Origin of the sequence: Paenisporosarcina sp. OV554 (assembly GCF_003058165.1) — a bacterium.
Classification (GTDB): Bacteria; Bacillota; Bacilli; order Bacillales_A; family Planococcaceae; genus Paenisporosarcina.
The window spans coordinates 19601-39696 of the sequence record NZ_QBUC01000018.1 but is presented as its reverse complement, the minus strand read 5'-3'; the positions used below and the strand labels follow the sequence as shown (position 1 = coordinate 39696).

The following is a 20096-nucleotide window of genomic DNA, read 5'->3' as shown; positions in this document are numbered from 1 at the left end:
GTTGTCCTTTTTTTTGGTGATTAAATCTGTAATATGTTTTGATTTTTAGAAATTTTCCAAAGTTTAAAAACATACGATAATCAATGTTTTTTTCGAGTATTTGTTTGTTTTTTCGAGAAAAATCCCCTGAAAAGCACAAAATCTGACTTTAAATGACCGTTGTTTTCCAAATTAACAGACTCTTCTGTTTTGTCTATAATTTAGATTACACAAAGGAATAGATCATCTTATTTTTGCCAAGTAAATGGTTGAGAAACTAATGATCACTTGTGTAAAGAACAATGAATGTCAATAGAGGGGGAACAACATGAAGGGGAAGAAATCTATCAAAATTCTTACTGGAGCATTAGCTGCCAGTATGCTATTATCATCCGGCGTTCCGTACAACGTATTAGCGGAAAACACATCTAAGCCAGCTGGAGTTACTGATGCGAAAGCTGTATTAAGCAATCTCACAAAGGAACAGCGCCATGCTTTGAAAACACTGGAGGCAGGACCAGGCTTCGTCATTTCTCCGGATATCAATACATCAACGCCAGAGAAAGTAAACGTAATCGTAGAATTTGAACAGGCACCTGCCAAAGTGGAAGTATTAAAGCAAGCAGCGAAAGGAAAGAAGCTTACGTCTTCTGCCGCAGAACAAAAGGTGGAAGAATCTCATCACGAATTTAAAGTAGCCCTGCAACAGCTGCAAAAAAAGAGAGATGCAGAGAAAGACTTTCAATCCGCCAAAATCACAAGAGAATATAAGAGCGCGTTCAATGGCGTGGCCATGACCTTGCCTGGCAATATAATTGAAGATTTGGTGCGATCTGGTGCTGTAAAGCGCGTCTGGAACGATCAGGAGGTACAGCTCGATTTACCGAAAGAAACAGCTAAGGCCGCTGTACAGCCGAAAATGGCGGACAGTGTTCCGCAAATCGGCGTGGACAAGCTCCATGCGGAAAACATAACGGGTAAGGGCATTAAAGTTGGGGTATTGGATACAGGAATCGATTATAATCACCCTGATTTAAAAGACGCGTATAAAGGATATCGTACTCAAGAAGGAGCGGATCCAACAAAAGTCGATCCGAACTCTGTAAAAGGTTGGGATTTCGTCAATGACGATGCAGATCCGATGGAAACAACATACAAGGATTGGCAAAATTCCGGCGGTTATCCTGAGGTCTATAATGGCAGTCCTTACTATACATCCCATGGGACACATGTAGCCGGAACGATTGCCGCAGACAAGAAAAACACGGTGGATTATGCGGTTGAAGGGGTAGCTCCTGGTGTAGACTTGTATGCATACCGAGTGTTAGGTCCATACGGAAGCGGGGATACAAATGGTGTTCTGGCCGCGATCGACAAAGCGGTAAAAGACGGTATGGATGTGATCAACTTGTCATTAGGAGCTAACATCAATGATCCTTTATATCCTACATCCGTGGCAGTAAATAATGCGATGTTAGCTGGGGTCGTAACGGTTGTGGCGGCCGGAAATGCGGGACCGGGAGAAGGAAGCCTCGGTTCGCCTGGGTCTGCGGCTCTTCCGATTACAGTTGGCGCAAGCGACGCAGCGATAACCATTCCGACATTTACGGTGGATGCAGGCGATTGGCATATAGACAAGATGATGTTGCTCGGCAAAAGCTTTACGGACAAGCTTGAGGACTTAAAAGGGCAACCGTTATCGGTTGTATATGCAGGGCTTGGAAAACCAGCTGACTTTACAGGGAAAGATGTAAAAGGAAAGCTTGTGCTCATCCAACGTGGCGAAATTGCATTCGATGAAAAAATTAAAAATGCCATGCAAGCAGGCGCGAAGGCTGTAATCATGTACAACAATGTAGAAGGTGAAATCACGGCTTATCTCGGAGAAAGTACATCTTCTATTCCTTCCTTCCGTTTGACAAAGGCAGATGGCGAGAAATTGCGGGCACAAGGAGATGTCACCTTGACATTCGGAGAGCTCAGCAACACAAAAACAGAGGGCGACCGCTTGGCTGATTTCAGTTCCCGAGGTCCTGTGAGTCAAACGGATGATATTAAACCGGATGTCGTAGCGCCGGGTGTGGCGATTTTCTCGACTGTCCCAGAATATATCAACGACCCGAAAGACGGAGACAATTATACGGTAGCGTATGAGCGTATGTCCGGCACATCCATGGCGACTCCTCATACGTCGGGTGTAGCAGCATTGATTTTACAAGCGAACCCGGATTATAACCCGTTTGATGTGAAAGAGGCGCTCATGAACACGGCGGTTGATTTAAAAGAAGAGCGTTCCGTGTACGAGGTGGGTGCAGGGCGAATCGATGCGTATAAAGCCGTTCATGCAGATACAGCCATTGAGGTCATCGATAAAACACCAAGCATCGAAAATGACGAAGAAGTGGAAATGGAAGAGAAAACCGGCTCGATTGTGTTCGGTCACAAATACCAATTGGAACAACATACGCCGATTACAGACAGTCGAAAAGTTGTGATTAAAAACAACAATAAAACAGATGAAAAAGAGTTCAAAATAGAAGTAGAATATTCGCCAACGAGTGTAGGCGTACAAGACGCGGCGAAAAACGGTGTGATATTGAATGTGCAGGATTCCATTAAAGTAGCTGCTGGAGCATCCGGGGAAATCCATCCTGAAATTTTCATTCCGGAAAACGCGGAATTCGGAAGATATGAAGGGTACATCCACATCACCAACAAACATAATGAAACAGAAACGTACCAAGTTCCGTTTGCCGTTCGTTTGACAGAGCGGGGACTTGCATCTGTAGATTTGCTTCGGGACGCGATGGCAACAGATTCGACAAACTTCCATCCATATATGGAAAGGCCGTCCTCGCCGTTGACATTCAAATTGAACAGTCCGCTGAAAACGATTGATGCCGTTGTGAAGGATCGAAAAACAGGAAAAACATTAGGACTTGTTGGAACACTTGACGCAAGCGACATAAAACCGAATCTCGAATATATCATGTTCTCCGGTATGGGGGGCTATGTGTACCCATTTACAGGCGATCCTTCCCATCCGATTGCGGATAGACCAGTCACGTTGCCTGAGGGAGATTACGAACTTGACTTCATCGGATACGATAATGAAGGAAAATCCTATACAAAAGGCGACAGTATCATCATTGACAATACCATTCCAGAAATGAAGTTCAAAGATCTTCAACCGGGTGTTCATGAGGTGAATGAATCCATGTTCACGAATGAAGACGGCGAGCATGCGGTATGGGTGCACGGCAATATTTATGACTCAACGGTAGATGCGTTAAAGGCGAAGGGCCTTCCATATGATCAAAAAGCAAATATGATCGCATATTATCAAAATTCTGCTTTTCCGTCAGGCCTATTGAACACGATTCAAGCAAACGGGGACTTTAAATTCGGGGTGCTTCCAGAGGAAGTGAACGAGCCGTTAAATTTACGATTGTTTGGATTTGACACTGCGACGGCAGGCAGCATGGGATATGGATTTAAAGATTATACCTTTGTCAAAGAAGGAACAGAATACGCTGTCTCAAGTTATAACAAAGACAAAGTCAGGCTGGGTGAAAAAATCACGTTGACTTTAAACTTGAATAATGTCAAACAGCTCCTATCCGGTACATTGGAAGTTCCGTATGATAAAAAAATGTTTACATTCACAGATGTCAAACCGAATCCTGCGCTTACAAAATATGCGGAAGAACATGGACTGAACGTGAAACTCTCAAATCCGGCTATCGCGGAAGACGATTGGGGTGCCAAGGTGAAAGTCGGTGCATCCTTAGAGGGAAATGAATTTAAAGGACTGGATGGCGATACGCCATTCTTGGATGTCACGTTCGAAGTAACAAATGATGAAAGTGTGAATGGCTTCCTGTCATTTAAACCGGATCAATTCTCTTATACACAATCTGGTGCAGCGGATGTGGTTACGATTTCTGCTTTTCAAGCTAAAGGATTTACCCTTATTTCAAAGCATTCCATGATTCGAGGGCATATCGAACCAGAGGCTTTCCTGAATGAACAAGGATGGTTATCCACTAACGACTACACAAAATTAGGAGCGAAAGTGTACGCCGTTACCGGGAATGGACAGAAATATACAGGAACCATTGATAAAAACGGCCAATTTGAGATTCATAATGTTCCTGTAAGTGATAAAGAATACGATATTAACGTGGAGATACCAGGTCACTTGCAGAGTAAGCTGACAACAAAGCTCGGTAAAATGCAGGACGGGGAATTAGTCGGGCAACTTTACAGTGCACGTATGGATGACAACCTTGCCGGTGATGTGAACGGCGATAAAATGATTGATATTCAAGATATCGTCCAAGTGGTTGCTTTTTACGGAAAGGATCATAAGAAAGAAGATTTGAACCAGGACGGAATTGTTGACGAAAAAGATGTTCGCTTTATTGAAAAGAACTTCTTAAAAGTAGGGCCGGACGCGAAGAAAAACGCCAAGCCAAAAGAAAAACACGGCAAAAAAGGATTAGAAGACTTCTTACGTGCAATTGGTCTAGAGCCGAAAAAATAAGCAGGTACAGTTCTATTGTACGCTTTGAAACAACTATTTTAGAGCCAATTAGATATGTTTTACAACATCTCATGTACCAACTACAGATTGGCTCTAGATGATTTATATGATTAATAAAGACCGGTGACGCTTCATTACGACGTTGCCGGTTTTTTTTACTTTAATCTCTGTTCTATAAGGAAAAGCAGGAGGAAAGAACTTGGCAAAATACGAACAAATTCAGACATATGCTAGGTGCATCAAATACAGAATACTTTCAACGTATCTTCCACAACTATAGACAGTTGTTGTTGCAAATTGGATTGTCAATCGATGATGTATAGAGATGGGTATCAGGTATCACTTAGTCGGTAGATGATTCCGGAACTGTTTCCATAGAGTCTAATCACCGTAGCTATAACATGATGTTAGAGATGAATCATTGTAGACTGAATGTCTGTGCCTCCATCATAATATGGAAAGATAAACGAAAGAACTAAAGAAAAAACCTTCGATTCACAACCGTGACAGTGAAACTACAAACTATTCCAGATGAAGAAGAAGAGTGACCGCAGGTGATTTACTTCAAAAGGGGTAAGATTATTTGTGGTAAAATTTAGGGGGAGGTATTAACAATTCAATAATTGGTGATTTTCTTTAAAAAAAGTATGGAATTAAAGATAATAAAAAATCTTTTCTTGATGATGATTTAGATAATGATAGATAAAACGACTTATTCAACTAACGGGTGCTTTAGTTGAATATCATTTTGAAAAATAGTTAGAATTATCTTAGCGATTATTGTGGTTGCTTTATCAAGTTATAGTTTGAAAACTGACACAACTGTGTAATGTAGATTGGAAAAATAGTTTACTAAAAGAAGGATATTTAAAGAAAGGATTTTTTATTTATGATAAAGAATTTGAAGATAAAAAAGGTTTTAGAGTGCGAAATTGATAATGAACTGACCGAAAATATTCAAGAGTTATTAACTGTGAGTTTTCAGGATATTTATCCAAATAATAGGATTTATTTTAAACAAGTGCCTCATTTTAGATTCTTAGCTTTTAACGAGGAGAAACACCTTCTTGCACAGGTTGGGTTAGATTACCGAGTTATGAATCTTAGTGGAAAACTTATAAAAGTGCTTGGAATAATTGACTTATGTGTTTCACGAGAATCCCGTACAAAAGGAATAGCTTCACTTTTACTATCAGAAATTGATAAATACTGTGTAAAGAAGGATATTGATTTTTTACTTTTATTTGCCGACAATAAGACATTGTATTTAAAGAACGGCTACAAATCTGTTAAGAACAAATGTAAATGGTTGAAAATCGAGGATAGAAATCAAACTATACTGGGCATAGGCTATGAAGAAAAAAGTGAATTGATGATTAAGAAAATTGGTATGAATGAATGGACTGAAGGTGACTTAGATTTTCTAGGTTATCTCTATTAAGAGGGCGTTTCCAATTAAAATCAACATTCCTAATGAATGCAGACCGAGGTAAACTTACATAAGTACGGCATTATTTGTTTGAAATAAGGAGTTACTAGCAAATGAAAAAAATATTACTTCGATGGTTTATTGTTCTATCAGCTTTATATACTTTAGGACATTGGCTTTTTGGTTTTGATGAAACTCGATTGTTGAGAGTTATTACCAGTACAATTGGTGCAATTTTCTGTGTCAGTGTTCTTCTCTATATGAATATAAAAGAGCGAGAAGAAAAGATTTCTTAATCAACAGTTTTGTTCAACTCTACAATAAATTTCTTCAACTAACGGGAGCTTTAGTTGAAGATCATTGAGCTACTTAGACAACTCTTTTTTCTTATTAAACTAACAAGGCAGATTAGTTTAACACGATTCATTTAGATAAGAACGTAAATTCAAAATGGTGTTGTAATCAAGCTAACAAATGGGAGATCTTATATATGAACTTTAAAAATATAAACATCGCCGAGCGTATGAAGCATTACAATGTATCCGGATTAAGCATTGCAGTAATTGATAATGGTCAAATCAGTAATACAGAATGCTTTGGATTACTTGAATCAGGAACAGATAAAATTGTGAACGGTAGTTCTATTTTTAATTCTTGTTCAATCAGTAAGTAAGTTTCTAACATCCAAGGCTCTGTTATCGTTTACTGTTGATTTTTACAAAGGAAAACCGCCCATGACATGAGCGGTTAAAAAAATATCGTTATCCGTTAGCTGAAGTGAACTATTAGCCAATAAATTGCATCAATAGCTGGTTAAACTTCTCACGTTCTTCCCAAAAAGGACCATGACCGCTGTATTGAAATGGAACAAGCAGTGAATTTTTTATTAGCGTATTTGTTTCCTGAGCTTTATCAAACGGAACAATTTTATCATGTATTCCGTGAATAATCAGTGTAGGTACTAGTATTTTGTCAAGATCATAGTACACGTTCTCATCTCTTAGTGTCTTCATTACTGCTACAGTCGACCAACCAGCTGCCTGTAATCCTATCTGAAAAAACCAGTCCGATAATGGGGTGGTAAGATACTGGAAGAAGAAGAGATCATTTAATCCCTGCAACATTTTAGGTCGATCATTAAGTGATCCTGAAATGAACATATTTGCAACTTCTTCTTGAACACTATACGGAGATTGCGCGTCTATAAGGACAAGTTTAGATACTCCATACCCTTGATATCGCGCCATGTATCGAATCGAGATCGCGCCCCCTGTGGAGTGTCCAGCAAGTGTGAAGTCTTTTAACTGCAACGCCTCTACTACTGCATGGATATCATCTGCCAATCTGTCAAAATTGTAGCCATTGAATGGTTTATCCGAATTACCGAAACCCCTCCAGTCAATACCTATACATCGATATCCCTTTGCTGGAAGAACATTAAACTGATATTCAAACTGCTTATGGTTTAATGGCCAACCATGTATAAATAGAATTGTTTTATTTCCCTCCGGGTTTACATCCTCTACATATATTCTTACACCAGGTTCTACAGTAACAAAGTATCCCATGTTGTTCCCTCCGTTTAATTAAAGTGGCATCAACAATAAGATACTCATCTAGGGAAACATAGGTGAAAATTCTTGGGTTGTGTATGCACCTCTTTCTCTATGCTGATGTGGTTTTATCAGTCAAAAAATAATTTTGAAATCTATAAATTCAACTCGTTGTTCAACTAACGGGTGCTCTTTTTTATATTCAATTTTGTTGGAGAAGAAAAGGGAATTGTCTGATTTTATAGAACTAATATGATAATACTTTTTTAGGAGGAGTTATAGTGGAATGTAAAATGGTTAAAAAAGAGTTTAAAGTAGTAGGCATAAAAAACAGAGGAGCCTTCGCCAACTTTGGTAGTGAAGTTCCAGTATTGGCTCAACAATTTATGAGTCGAACTAACGAAATTCAAAATTCTTCGGATACTGAAATTGCACTTTTTGAACCAAAGAGGGGTGAAAACCATCTGGAAGGTAACTATTATGTTGGATTAAATGTTGTTGATAAGGCAAAGGAAGTTCCTTCCGGAATGGAATATATTGAAGCCACACAATATTACGTGACAACTAGAGGGAAAATAACAGATGTTGAAGATCTTCACATGCATTTATTAAAATGGGCCGATGAAAAGGTTTAGAAAGCGACTTAGAATCTTATATTGTAGAGACTTATCATCCAATAGAAAACGAAGTGGAGGAGGTAGCGATTTACTTACCAGTTCATTCTTGAATCCCAAAAATAAACAATCAAAATTGTGCGGGTGAATCCGAGCTTAAATTACCGTCCTACTTCTTTTTTCATACTTATGATTTTAAAAGAAAGTAAATGGATTTCAGATGAAAATAAATGGACTTAAGAGAAACGTTGTAGTATTTGACAAATGGTGGAGATTATAATATATTAGTAGTAATTAGTTGAATCGTAACTCCTAAAGGGGAGTAGCTTTTACAGCAAGGTCGTCATTACGGAGTTTTCATTCTCCCGGCTTTGTTGGCAACGACTTCGTTGTTAGCAAGACCTTTACCAATTGGTAGAGGTCTTTTATTTTTTCAAAACCTTTGCCTGTTCTGGTAAAGGTTTTTTTCTATTTACAGACCGGAATCGTACCAGTGAATTGGAGCATCTCAGCTAAAAATTAAAACAGGAGGATATATATGATACTGAGGAAATATATGGCGTTATTAGGAGTAGGTTCTGCAAGAATCGATTTAATACTTGAAAAGGATACGTACGAGTTAGGGGAACAAGTAAAAGGAGTATTTGTGGTCAAGGGGGGGCTTATTGGACAGCAATTGAAGCGAATCGAATGTGATCTTGTGATGTCTGATAATGAAAACCAAAAAGCAGGAAGAGTGGTCGATGCTATTACAATTTACACCACAAAGTACATCGAATCGAATGCCGAAAATCACATCCCTTTTACATTTAGAATTCCACATTCGCTACATGTAGACAATCTAGTATCGTATCGCTTCAAGTCCCGTCTTGCTTTCAATGAAGGTGTAGAGAGCTTGGATCATGATGTCATAACGATTCTAAAAACATAATCCCTCTCCAAAAGGAGTCTTAAAATAACAGAGTGAATTACAAATAACTTAAATTTGAAAGGATGAAAATGATTTGGATGCATCGATATTATTAGAATACGGTTGGGTTTTACTATTATTAATTGGTCTCGAAGGATTATTGGCAGCGGATAATGCACTTGTATTAGCAATTATGGTAAAGCATCTTCCTGAGGAAGAGAGAAGAAGGGCATTGTTCTACGGACTAGCAGGAGCTTTCGTTTTCCGCTTTGGTTCATTATTCATTATTTCTTTCCTTGTCGATGTTTGGCAGGTACAAGCAATAGGAGCTTTATATTTGTTATTCATTGCGATCAATCATATCGTTAGAAAGCTTTACTTCAATAAAAAGATTCAGAAAACAGAAGAAAAAGAAAAGAAGAAATCAGGTTTCTGGGGAACAGTTTTCAAAGTGGAATTAGCGGATATCGCTTTTGCAGTCGACTCAATATTAGCTGCTGTGGCGTTGGCGATGACATTGCCGAACACCAATCTCCCTTCAATCGGTGGCATGGATGGCGGGAAGTTCCTCGTTATTTTTGCGGGAGGGTTGATTGGTTTGATTATCATGCGTTTTGCAGCAAACTACTTTGTGAAATTGCTACATGCGAAGCCTGGTCTTGAAATTGCCGCGTTTGCCATTGTTGGCTGGGTAGGTGTGAAGCTTGCTGTCTTAACTTTGGGTCACCCTGACGTTGGCGTGATCTCATATGAATTCGCACATTCCACTGAGTGGAAGCTCATCTTCTACGCAGTATTACTTGGAATTGCCGCAGCTGGTTGGTTCCTAACGAAGAATACGGATGAAGAACAGCCCATAGATAACAATACTTTATAATATTATTTTCGTGCTTACTATATGGAAAACTGTACTCTGAAAACATAATCCAATCTGAGAACAAAAATTACTCGGAAAAGGGATTAGAAGAAAAAAAAGCTTGTAGAGAAACTCTCTACAAGCTTTTTTCCTGAAAGAAATCAGGGGTTTTTTACATGTTATTCAAATAATGATTCAATTAAAGATTTAGGAAGAGCAGTCTCTCCTCCGATGATAAAATACTTTTCAGCTAAATCAGCATACTTAGAAATTGTATCTTTCGTTATTTGCTGGGCAACTGACGGATTCGTTAAAATTATTGGATTGCCATGAACAGCTGCTAAAGCAGAGCCAGACAATGCATCCGGATAATTTGAACCCGTTGCAATAAATACGCTAGACATATCTAGTTCACCAGCAAAGTGATTAATAATGTTGCTATTCGTTTCATAACGACTTACACCGTTGATTCGCATATGGTGTGGGAAACCACTAGCAATCTTATCAGGAACAACAGACGATCCGCCAATAACAAAAGTCTGATTAAATTTGCTTGATGTTACAAATTGGCTAACAGAAGTAGGAATTGCATTTTTCTTCGTTAAAAGGATTGGCATGTTAAGTGAAGCTGCAATAGGTGCAATTGATAGAGCATCTACAAAACCTTCGCCTGTTACTACTACTGCTCGTCCTGTACTGCCAAGTTGTTTAGCAATATTGACAGATGTTTCATAGCGATCTGAGCCACTGATTCTTGAAATACTCGTAATTCCTAATCCTTTTATCTCTTTTTCAACATTAGTAGTGATAGCGGATTTTCCACCAATTAATATTACTTTTTTAACTTTTAGACGTTTAAGCTCTGCCTTCACAGTAGCTGGAAGTGATTTTGTATCTGTTAATAAAAGAGGTGCCTTATTTTTATAAGCAAGTGGTGTTGCACTTAATGCATCTGGATAATTTTTTCCTGTCGCAATAACCGCAACATTTGATTGTTCCCAGCCTTTTTTGGATACATTTACTGCGGTTTCATAACGACTAGAACCAGAAATACGCTCCATTGAGGCAGCCTTTTTATCAAGAGAACTAACTGCACTGTAAGCATCAAGTCTTCCCCAGCCGGAAACATTATCATATCCTGGTATAGGCTGTTCGATGGGGTAAGGATCTTCTCCTGGATATTCTGGATATTCTGGGTATTCTCCATTACCGGGATTATCTTGTTCTTCAAATGTTACATCAACTGCAGTTTTTGTTAAGATTTTTTCTACTTCACCTGGCAATAAATCGGGATTTCGCGCGAGAAGAATTCCTGCAACTGCCGCTACATGAGGAGTTGCCATAGAAGTCCCAGACATATATGTGACATTGCCATCTGGCATAAGACTTGGTATCTCTGTTCCTGGTGCAACAAGGTCTATTCCTTTTCCATAATTGGAATAATCTGAAACAATATCAAGACGATTAGTTGCTCCTACTGAAATTGCATACTTTGATGATGCAGGATAAGCGATTTCTTCAGCTCCATCATTTCCGCTTGCTGCTACAACAGTTACTCCATGGTCATTTGCGTATTTAAGCGCATATTCGAGCACTCTGCTGTAGTATCCACCAAGACTTAGATTAATGACATCAGCCCCATTATCCACCGCATATTTAATGCCGTACGCAATTTGCTCCGTGTCACCATTGCCACTTTCGTCAAGCACTTTAACAGGTAGAATTTTAGAGTGTGAATTGATGCCAGACATTGAATACTGGTTATTTCCTTCAGCTGCAATGATGCCCGAAACATGAGTACCATGACCGTTGTCATCCATTGCATTTGAGCTATTATTTATAAAATTATAGCCATCATCTGCTTGTACACGCCCACCTAAATCTGCAAGTGTATGGTCAACCCCAGTATCTACCACTGCAATGATATTGTCATTTAGGGGCTTTCCTTTTAGCAATTCTTGAAGCTGTTCAAATTGAATATCAGCAGCAGTTTTACCTTGACCAATTACTTCATTCTTTAATGACCATTGATAAGGATATTGTGAATCTGCTGTTAATGCATGGTATTGCTGTACGGGTTCAGCAAATTCTACTTCCGGAAGCTTAGAAATTTGCACTGATGCTGCTTTTAAAGAATTAGATGCTACATTAAAATTAGAAGAGCTACTTTCAACATCCATTACATACATATTCGGGAAGATTGAATCCTTCATTTCTAAAGGAGCAATAGACTGAATGCCAAATGACTTTGTTTTCGCTTGAATGCTGCTTAGTTTTCTACCATCTTTTAATTTAACAATTAAGCGATTTTCTTTGCTGCTAACATTGGATTTGGTAAATCCGCCCTTTGTTAGAATAGAAGAGACTGTTTTATTTGTTAAATTAGAAATATCTATGCTCTTTCCAGTTTTTTCGATTTGATCTTTTAAGAAATTTGGAACAGAATCTAGAGCAGTTTCATACAAATTGTTGATTGATTTCTGATCTTCTATTGTAATTTTGTAAGTACTTGCATCACCATTTTTGGCAACGCTAGTAAATAATTCCTTCAATTGCATTAAATCATTATAAACGTTATCTCTTAACGTTTTATTGAATATCATTTTTGAACTTACAAATGGAGCCATTTTATAGTACATAGCTGACAGATCTTTTCCTTTATTTGTTTTTGCTAGTACATCTTCACGAATTGTTCTTAAATCTAATAATAAATCTTTACCGTTTTTTCGTTGTTTTGTACTTAGTTCTGCAGGACACTCTTCCGCGCTTACTAGATTAGTTGGAGGTAGTGTAACGCCATCATAGCTGATTGTGTAAGGGGTAACTGTATCAATCGGCGCTTCAAGTTCACCTTCACTATTTTCTTCTCCATAATATTCAACCTTCACATAATAAGGTCCAACCCATGCAATCGGAAAATCAATGATAGCAGGTACATTTGTAAATGAATATCCCATGTATCTATCAAATGCACGATTGTCTATCGCATTTTCTAAACTAGAATAGATTGTTATATTTAACTCTTTTTCAGATTGAAGCTTCATACGTAAATGTGTGAAATCCGCAATTTCACCTTGAGTAGGATCAATTTTATACCAATGAATTTGTTCTGAAGACTCAAAAACATCTTCTACTGGAGTTGAGATGATTAATGGTGTTTCCTCTTGGGGTACTGTTGATTCATTTGCCTTAATTTCCTTCAATGGAAGCTGACTGAAGAATAATACTGAAATTAATACGACAACCATTATTCTGATAAACTTTCTTTTGTTCAAACATATCATCCTCCAATTTAGTGTTTTGAAATACCTACATTTTCCATTAAACAGTAAAATACTAATATATGTCAATCGATATTTATGAATTCATAAACTTTAAAAATAACAAAGATTCAAGCCATGCTAACTCAAGCGTTTTAAATATTAGTTTGGTAAACCGAGAAACATGTACATTAAAATTTGGTCACAAGGGTTTCATATTAAAACTCAAATTTTACAGGTCTTAAAAATAAATCTTCTAATGTTTCTTTAGCATTTTTATTCTCAAACAGTACCTCATAAATAGCATTACAAAGTGGAAGGTCAACATCATACTGTAAGGATAGTTCTCTTAATGCCTTAACTGTTGAAACGCCTTCTGCTAGCTTCCCAAATCCTTCTCCTTCAACAAATGCTTGTCCAAATTTTCTATTATGACTATGCGGTGAGAACAATGTTGCTTCGTAATCTCCCAGGTGACTTAACCCGTATATCGTTAAATCATTTCCACCCATGGCTCTAACGAGACGAGAAATTTCTCTTGTCCCCCTTGCCATAAGTGAACCTTTCAAACTGCTATAATTTAATCCGTCTAACATTCCTGCAGCTATACCCATAACATTTTTTGTAGCAGCTCCAATTTCATTTCCAATTAGGTCTTGTCCATAGTAAAACCTAATTAAATCACTATTAAACTCTTGAACAATCTTTTTAGTTATTTCAATATTTTCAGAGCCTATAACCATACAATTAGGTATATTATTCACAAAATCTTGTACATGTCCTGGTCCGACCCATACAGCAAGATTTATATTTTTCCCGACTTCTTCACCAAATACTTGCGACAGTCTTTTTCCACTAGTACCTTCTAAACCTTTCATGCATAAAATGAATGTTTTACCCTCTAAATCATTTAATGAACTCAATTGATTTGCAAATGAACGTAATTCTTGAGCACTAATTGAAATGATTATAATGTCTGCAGATGAAACCGCGTTTTCTAATGAAGTACTTAATTCAATATCGTCGGGTAATGTAAGGTAATCATTTTTTCTGGTTTCTTTCAATCCAATGTAATTTCTAGAGTTTTCTCTGCCCCATAACGTTACATTATGCCCAACTTTATTGACATACCAAGCAATAAAAGTTCCCCAACGCCCACAACCTAAAACTGAAACATTCATTATCTCACCATCCTAATTTGTTTATACAATGGCAGGGAGTCCTACCATTTTAACTATATTCTCTCTTAATAATAGCAACGTTTTCCTCATGGCATTCTTTCGTGAAGTTTGATGGAAACGACATTTCTTTTTTCAATCCAAGGACCGCTTCTGCATCTTCTTTTGACACTGCATTAATTAATCGTTCAAGATAATCTTTGGCCAGGTCAATTCTTCGTTCCATTTCTTCCTTACTCTCAGTTGCTTGTCCATGTCCTGGAACGAGAACTTCTACATGATATTTATTCAATATCATAAACGATTTTTGTAGGGTTTCTAGATATGCCTTCGCGCTATCAAATAAGTAGGGAAGTTCAAAGTCTGATAAATAATCACCCGTAATCCAAATACCTAAAGGTTCAATGAAGGTAAATAATCCATCGTGGGTGTGCCCGGGGGATAAATAAAAGGTAATCGTTGTATCGCCCAGTACTAATTGCTGTCCATCTTTCTCTATAACAATATCAATAGTGGGAAACTCAATTGCATAAGGTCTTTCCACATAATATTCATTGTCAAAAGACTGAATCAAATCAAGTTTGTATTGTTTTCTAGGATGCTCTTGCATGCCTTTGCTACCGATTACTTTCGCATCTGGAAATGCGTGATAGCCGATAATATGATCGAAATCGCCATGCGTAAATAACAAATACAAATCTTTCCCATTGCGTATGTGTTCTACATGTTGTTGAATTTCCTGAACTTCATGGGGTAACCAAGTAGGATCAACAACTAAAATCAAATCATTCGTTTCAATCACTGAACTTGTGGTTTTCCATAAAGCGCTTTGAAATACGGTTAGCCCGTCTTTTTGAAATATAATCATATCGTTTCTCCATTCGAAGGAATCAATAATATTTTCCCGGTACTCTTCCGGCTTTCTAAGTAACGATGTGCTTCTTGTCCATCATGTAGTGCAAAGATAGTCGGTTTAGATACACGTACTTTTCCTTCTTCCATCCATTGAAACAATTCGCTAGAGCGGGTCACACGTTGTTCAAGGGAAGTGAGGACATTCCAAAGATCTCCGCCTGTCAGAGTTTTAGATGTATCCATCAACATACGCGGATCAATTGCAACTGGGTCTCCGCCAGCCATTCCGTAAAACACAACTGTACCTCCGATGCGCGTTACAGCAAAACTATCCATCAACGTAGATCCTACTGATTCATAGACAACATCGACACCTTTCCCGTTTGTTTCTTCAAGTACTGCCAACTTCCAGTCATCCGAATAAAGGAACACGTTATCCGCGCCAGCTTCTTGCGCTACCATAGCTTTTTCTTTAGAAGAAGTTAAGCCAATGACCTTACCACCAAGCAACTTGGCAATCTGAATGAGTAGCTGTCCAACACCGCCAGCTGCCGCATGAACAAGCACTACATCATTGGTTTTCACTGCGTAACTGTCCTTCGTTAAATAATGAGCAGTCAACCCTTGCAACAAAACAGATGAAGCATCTTCAAATGAAATGCTATCTGGAAGTGGAATAGCTTTATCTAATGGAACAGCTACTAACTCTGCGTTCGCAAACGGGACATCCGCAAAGGCAAGGTGGTCACCAACTTGTATACCATGTACGTCTTTTCCAACCTGCTTCACGATTCCTGCACCTTCATAGCCCAAAATATATGGAGGCTGACCAGCAAGATGATAATTTCCTTTTCTTCTATAAACATCGGCAAAGTTCAAACCGATTGCTTTCATTCGAATTAAAACTTCATTCGGACCAATAACAGGATCAGCGATTTCACGATATTCCAGTACTTCCGGTCCACCAAACGTGTTATATACAAGTGCTTTCATATTAAAATCTCCTCCTAATTAGAACGATTAGTATAGACTCTTTCTCATCATACCAAATGGAAAGAAATATGCTCAAACAAGAGAATAAATGTGATGAACTTCGAGACTGAAATAGACGAATGGGTGGAAAGTGACTATGAGTGGTTGAAAACACAACATGAGTGAGCGGAAACCAATGTTGAATGGTCGAAAACAAATAATAGGATGAAATCGATAGCGTGAAATAGCCGAATGGTTGGAAAGTGACTATGAGTGGTTGAAAACACAACATGAGTGGTCGGAAACCAATGTTGAATGAGCGAAAACAAATAATGATGAAATTTCGAGCGTGAAAATAGCCGAATGGTTGGAAAGTGACTATGAGTGGTTGAAAACACCTTATGAATGGGTGGAAAGTAAGCATGAGTGGTTAGAAACACAACATGAGTGAGCGGAAACCCATGTTGAATGGTCGAAAACAAATAATACGATGAAATCGATAGCGTGAAATAGCCGAATGGGTGGAAAGTGACTACGAGTGGTCGAAAACAAATAAAATAGGATGAAATCGATAGCGTGAAATAGCCGAATGGTTGGAAAGTGACTATGAGTGGTTGAAAACACCTTTTGAATGGGTGGAAAGTAAGCATGAGTGGTTGAAAACACAACATGAGTGGTCGGAAACCAATGTTGAATGGTCGAAAACAAATAAATACGCTCAAATCTATAGCGCAATATAAAGAGGACATAACCTGATTCCCATTATTTATCAATTTGTGAATCCTATCTTTCATAAAAGACGTATAAATAGTAAACAATCTTAAAGGAGTTGTTATGGATGGGTTTGTTTAGGATGTTGTTTTCAAAATATAAGTGTCTAGTATATACAGCTTTTGGAAATGAAAAGTATTATAAGGTTATAAACAATTTAAAAGAATACGGTGTTTCATACGAAACAGTTAGTATAAGGAACCCAAATCTTAACGCGAATTTTGCTCGAAATAATGATTTAACTCAATATGATATCTATGTAAAAGAGGAAGATAAACATAAAGCTCAACAAGCCATTCACAGGTAATCTATATGTGAACAACAATGGAGCAATGAGCTTCTATTTGGTTGACAAGGCAACAAAAAGGTCTTACAAGCGCTAAAGCTTGTGAGACCTTTCACTATTTATCTATTCACATCCACTCACTTATATAGTAGCGAAATTGTTTCCTCCACCAATCCCAGTCGTGATGGGAATCATGTCCCCAAAAATCGATGCGTGCTGGAATTGATTTTTTTTCTAACAAGATTTTTAGTTGATGGGTTTCTTCAATCATTTCCTCTTCGTAAGCACCTTGGCCGGTACAAATGACCAGTCTGCTTTGTCTATATGATTGTAAAAGATTCTCATCATGCAGATCATTCAAGTAGGAAAGAGTTGAGTGGAAATAGACGTCATCATCCATATGATTCCCGAAGAAGTAAGTCGTGGAGTATACACCACTGAGTGCTAGCAATCCATCAAAAGCGAAGGGATGACGAAAGAAAAAATTCGCACTGTGGAATGCGCCCATGGAACAACCAGTTATCCAAATCTTTTGCTCATCGCTATTATTGTTCATCTTACTTGTATGTAAAATTGACGGAACAAGTTCTTGGGCTATGTATTGATCATATTGCTTATGACGGGTCATCCGGGTATGGATATCAGAATGTTGTGCGAAGAAAGTTTCTTCATCAATGCCGTCACAAGCCCATAGTTGAATGCGTCCCACCTCGATGTAGTCACTCAACTCTTCAATCATTCCATTGTCTTCATATTGAAAAAATCTGCCGCCTGAAGACGGGAATGCTAATATGGGTTTTCCACGAAGTCCATACACCTTGTATTCCATTTCTCTATTTAATGAATGGCTCCATTCCTTATGGTAAGAGATATGCATATTAATTCCTCATTTCATCTTGAACAAAAGAGACAATTGATTGAACCTTTTCAAAGGTTTCTGCTCGAAATTGATAAGCGTAATTCCCCATAGCCTGGCTAAAAACATCTTCAATTCGATTATAGTTAACAAGGTAAGGTGAATAAGTAGACAATAAGTCTTCGTGGCTATGGACATAGTGCTTATGATCTTTTCGGCTTGCATAGGCAGTATAGTAGGTCCCTTCTTTTGGGGTGATCACTTGGTTATGTACTACCATATTGGCCCATTCTTTATAAATGTCGATATCGTACGAGTAGTTAATGGCATCGGTCATCCAAGCACCAGGAGGCCTCATATTAACTTCAAGTGCATAGAGGTTTCCATTTTTTTTGGACTCAAATAATTCAATATGAAAAAATCGTTCTTTAATGTCAAAAGAACGTAGAATATTCTGGCCTGCATGCCTAACTTTAGGCGGGACGTCTTTTAGACAATAGTAATGCAAATGGTCATTTGTATTAACGACCGTCATAATACTTTGATCAAATAAGTGAGTTGCCTCAAATTGGACTACGCCGTCACGGTCAATTAAGCCGTCATAAGTTAAAACATTACCTTCAATGAATTCTTCAGCAATAAAATTGACTTCGGTTGGTTTCTGTTCAAAAAATTGGTTTAATTCATTATCGTTATTTATCTTAGAGGTCATGCTTGCGCCTGCACCTAAATCCGGCTTAATCACGATAGGGTATCCAACGAGCTTGATAAACTCAGCTGCTTTTGTATACGTTACATCCTTGACGCTGCGAATCATTGTGACATCACATTTCTCAAAAAACTTTTTCATTTTGGATTTGTGAATAACATCGTATACGAAATCTAACTTTGTACCGTATATATTGAAATCGGTTCGGATTTTTGCTTCTAGTTCTAGCCAATGATCGTTAAGAGACTCAAAACGTTCTATTTTTCCGAATTTATGCGTGAAGTAGCCAACTGCTTTCAGAACCTCATCGTAGTCATCCATATGCTTAATGTGCAGGTAATCTGTTAGAGCTTCCTTTAGCGGATCGCTTAGGGATTCATAGGGGGTATCCCCAATTCCCAAGACGTTTGCTCCATTATTTTTTAAATGAGTACAAAAATACGTACTATTTTGAGGAAAGTGTGGGGAGAAAAAAATAATGTTCACTGGAGTTCCTCCTAAAAATAGTTTTCTCTTAATGTACTGTATGAATATTCAGTAATCAAGTAGTTTTGTCTTTTGGAGGCAAATAAAAAGGTGTTAGACATTCAATGGTGAATGTATAGTAGATGATGAAAAATAAAGTAGTCGAAGGAGAATTAGTAAGTATGGGAATTGAAGTGAATACGAAATTAAAAATAGCAAAGCCAGTTAATGAGGTATTTGAAGCCATCGTAGATCCTGAAAAAATGGCCAATTATTGGTTTTCATCGGGTTCGGCAAGACTGGAACAAGACAAAACCATTACATTGAGATACGAAGAATACGATGCCCAAGTGGAATTAACCGTATTGGAAATCCAAGAGGATAAGAAAATTGCATTCAAGTGGGGTGCGCCTGGGGACGAACATGTGGTAACAATCACACTGAGCGAAGTGGATGATACGACTACAATTATTGAAGTGAACGAAAAAGGTTGGAACGAAAATGATGATGAATTAATCAGTAATTTGTTAGGTAATAAAGAAGGCTGGGTTTATATGTTGACCTGTTTGAAGGGGTATTTAGAAAATGGCAGTACTAATTTGAGAGCAGCAATCGTGTTCTAATTGCCAAAATAAAGAGAGTCTCTTGACTCTTTTTTTGATATTTTAAGGAAAAGTAGAAGCTTAAAAGAATAGCTTAAGGCACAAAGCAAAAAGACAATTTCATCAAAATGTTGATAAAATTGTCATATCTTGACCAACCACTCGTACTCACTAGTACCCCTAATCCTCCATGTAGTATCATAGTTTCGTGTGTTATACGAGTATTACGTCCCAACCATCCTCAAACATGTTTCT

At 37.9% G+C, this 20096-nt stretch carries 16 protein-coding genes; 9 read left to right on the top strand and 7 right to left on the bottom strand.

The window, feature by feature from the left end; all coding sequences use genetic code 11:
* Nucleotides 1-307: 307 nt before the first annotated feature.
* The 4 genes from C8K15_RS14415 to C8K15_RS14400 all read left to right on the top strand — a co-directional run bounded on the left by C8K15_RS14415 (nt 308) and on the right by C8K15_RS14400 (nt 6627).
* A complete protein-coding gene (locus tag C8K15_RS14415) occupies nt 308-4525 on the top strand; it encodes a S8 family serine peptidase (protein WP_108587085.1) in 4218 nt (1405 codons plus the stop codon).
* An 889-nt stretch (nt 4526-5414) separates the two neighbouring features.
* Nucleotides 5415-5966, top strand: a complete 552-nt coding sequence (locus tag C8K15_RS14410) for a GNAT family N-acetyltransferase (protein ID WP_108587084.1) — start codon at nt 5415-5417, stop codon at nt 5964-5966.
* Between the two features lie 101 nt (nt 5967-6067).
* Nucleotides 6068-6250, top strand: a complete 183-nt coding sequence (locus C8K15_RS14405) for a hypothetical protein (RefSeq protein WP_108587083.1) — start codon at nt 6068-6070, stop codon at nt 6248-6250.
* A gap of 194 nt (nt 6251-6444) precedes the next feature.
* Nucleotides 6445-6627: a serine hydrolase gene (locus tag C8K15_RS14400; protein WP_108587082.1), complete on the top strand. Its 183-nt coding sequence runs from the start codon at nt 6445-6447 to the stop codon at nt 6625-6627.
* Nucleotides 6628-6739: 112 nt separating this feature from the next.
* Here C8K15_RS14400 and C8K15_RS14395 read toward each other — a convergent pair whose 3' ends face one another.
* Entirely contained in the window at nt 6740-7522 is a 783-nt protein-coding gene (locus C8K15_RS14395; protein ID WP_108587081.1) for an alpha/beta fold hydrolase, read from the bottom strand.
* Nucleotides 7523-7800: 278 nt separating this feature from the next.
* Between C8K15_RS14395 and C8K15_RS14390 the strand changes: the two genes are divergently transcribed.
* The 3 genes from C8K15_RS14390 to C8K15_RS14380 all read left to right on the top strand — a co-directional run bounded on the left by C8K15_RS14390 (nt 7801) and on the right by C8K15_RS14380 (nt 9908).
* Complete coding sequence (locus C8K15_RS14390) at nt 7801-8142, top strand: AraC family transcriptional regulator (RefSeq protein WP_233260510.1); 342 nt, start codon at nt 7801-7803, stop codon at nt 8140-8142.
* 517 nt (nt 8143-8659) lie between these two features.
* The gene (locus C8K15_RS14385; protein ID WP_108587080.1) at nt 8660-9052 is read left to right on the top strand and encodes a sporulation protein; all 393 of its coding nucleotides are present in this window, start codon (nt 8660-8662) and stop codon (nt 9050-9052) included.
* Between the two features lie 73 nt (nt 9053-9125).
* Nucleotides 9126-9908, top strand: a complete 783-nt coding sequence (locus C8K15_RS14380; RefSeq protein ID WP_108587079.1) for a TerC family protein — start codon at nt 9126-9128, stop codon at nt 9906-9908.
* A 158-nt stretch (nt 9909-10066) separates the two neighbouring features.
* Here C8K15_RS14380 and C8K15_RS14375 read toward each other — a convergent pair whose 3' ends face one another.
* The 4 genes from C8K15_RS14375 to C8K15_RS14360 form a co-directional block, all read right to left on the bottom strand.
* Nucleotides 10067-13162, bottom strand: coding sequence for a cell wall-binding repeat-containing protein (locus C8K15_RS14375; RefSeq protein ID WP_108587078.1), 3096 nt, complete (start codon nt 13160-13162; stop codon nt 10067-10069).
* Nucleotides 13163-13365: 203 nt separating this feature from the next.
* On the bottom strand, nt 13366-14328 hold the full coding sequence (locus C8K15_RS14370; RefSeq protein ID WP_108587077.1) for an NAD(P)H-dependent glycerol-3-phosphate dehydrogenase: 963 nt from the start codon (nt 14326-14328) through the stop codon (nt 13366-13368).
* 49 nt (nt 14329-14377) lie between these two features.
* Complete coding sequence (locus tag C8K15_RS14365) at nt 14378-15193, bottom strand: MBL fold metallo-hydrolase (RefSeq protein WP_108587076.1); 816 nt, start codon at nt 15191-15193, stop codon at nt 14378-14380.
* The gene (locus C8K15_RS14360) at nt 15190-16173 is read right to left on the bottom strand and encodes a quinone oxidoreductase family protein (protein WP_108587075.1); all 984 of its coding nucleotides are present in this window, start codon (nt 16171-16173) and stop codon (nt 15190-15192) included. Before C8K15_RS14360 ends, C8K15_RS14365 begins: the two co-directional genes overlap by 4 nt.
* An 817-nt stretch (nt 16174-16990) precedes the next feature.
* Between C8K15_RS14360 and C8K15_RS14355 the strand changes: the two genes are divergently transcribed.
* Nucleotides 16991-17230 (top strand): hypothetical protein, encoded by a 240-nt coding sequence (locus C8K15_RS14355; RefSeq protein ID WP_108587074.1) that lies wholly within the window; start codon nt 16991-16993, stop codon nt 17228-17230.
* 106 nt (nt 17231-17336) lie between these two features.
* On the opposite strand, the gene C8K15_RS14350 is transcribed toward C8K15_RS14355, so the two are convergent.
* Together C8K15_RS14350 and C8K15_RS14345 are read right to left on the bottom strand one after the other, a co-directional pair.
* On the bottom strand, nt 17337-18086 hold the full coding sequence (locus tag C8K15_RS14350) for an esterase family protein (protein ID WP_108587073.1): 750 nt from the start codon (nt 18084-18086) through the stop codon (nt 17337-17339).
* 1 nt (nt 18087) lies between these two features.
* Nucleotides 18088-19260, bottom strand: coding sequence for an ATP-grasp domain-containing protein (locus C8K15_RS14345; protein ID WP_108587072.1), 1173 nt, complete (start codon nt 19258-19260; stop codon nt 18088-18090).
* A 161-nt stretch (nt 19261-19421) separates the two neighbouring features.
* On the opposite strand from C8K15_RS14345, the gene C8K15_RS14340 reads away from it, so the two are divergent.
* Nucleotides 19422-19862 carry an SRPBCC family protein gene (locus tag C8K15_RS14340; RefSeq protein WP_108587126.1) on the top strand — a complete coding sequence of 147 codons (441 nt, stop codon included), beginning with the start codon at nt 19422-19424 and terminating at the stop codon, nt 19860-19862.
* Nucleotides 19863-20096 lie beyond the last annotated feature (234 nt).

What these genes read in the sequence shown, in the direction of transcription:
- C8K15_RS14370 (WP_108587077.1), bottom strand. Translation starts at nt 14,328, where the DNA reads ATGAATGTTTCAGTTTTAGGTTGTGGGCGTTGGGGAACTTTTATTGCT.
- C8K15_RS14385 (WP_108587080.1), top strand. Translation starts at nt 8,660, where the DNA reads ATGATACTGAGGAAATATATGGCGTTATTAGGAGTAGGTTCTGCAAGA.
- C8K15_RS14400 (WP_108587082.1), top strand. Translation starts at nt 6,445, where the DNA reads ATGAACTTTAAAAATATAAACATCGCCGAGCGTATGAAGCATTACAAT.
- C8K15_RS14405 (WP_108587083.1), top strand. Translation starts at nt 6,068, where the DNA reads ATGAAAAAAATATTACTTCGATGGTTTATTGTTCTATCAGCTTTATAT.
- C8K15_RS14360 (WP_108587075.1), bottom strand. Translation starts at nt 16,173, where the DNA reads ATGAAAGCACTTGTATATAACACGTTTGGTGGACCGGAAGTACTGGAA.
- C8K15_RS14390 (WP_233260510.1), top strand. Translation starts at nt 7,801, where the DNA reads ATGGTTAAAAAAGAGTTTAAAGTAGTAGGCATAAAAAACAGAGGAGCC.
- C8K15_RS14355 (WP_108587074.1), top strand. Translation starts at nt 16,991, where the DNA reads ATGGGTTTGTTTAGGATGTTGTTTTCAAAATATAAGTGTCTAGTATAT.
- C8K15_RS14415 (WP_108587085.1), top strand. Translation starts at nt 308, where the DNA reads ATGAAGGGGAAGAAATCTATCAAAATTCTTACTGGAGCATTAGCTGCC.
- C8K15_RS14350 (WP_108587073.1), bottom strand. Translation starts at nt 18,086, where the DNA reads ATGCATATCTCTTACCATAAGGAATGGAGCCATTCATTAAATAGAGAA.
- C8K15_RS14365 (WP_108587076.1), bottom strand. Translation starts at nt 15,193, where the DNA reads ATGATTATATTTCAAAAAGACGGGCTAACCGTATTTCAAAGCGCTTTA.
- C8K15_RS14410 (WP_108587084.1), top strand. Translation starts at nt 5,415, where the DNA reads ATGATAAAGAATTTGAAGATAAAAAAGGTTTTAGAGTGCGAAATTGAT.
- C8K15_RS14395 (WP_108587081.1), bottom strand. Translation starts at nt 7,522, where the DNA reads ATGGGATACTTTGTTACTGTAGAACCTGGTGTAAGAATATATGTAGAG.
- C8K15_RS14340 (WP_108587126.1), top strand. Translation starts at nt 19,422, where the DNA reads ATGGGAATTGAAGTGAATACGAAATTAAAAATAGCAAAGCCAGTTAAT.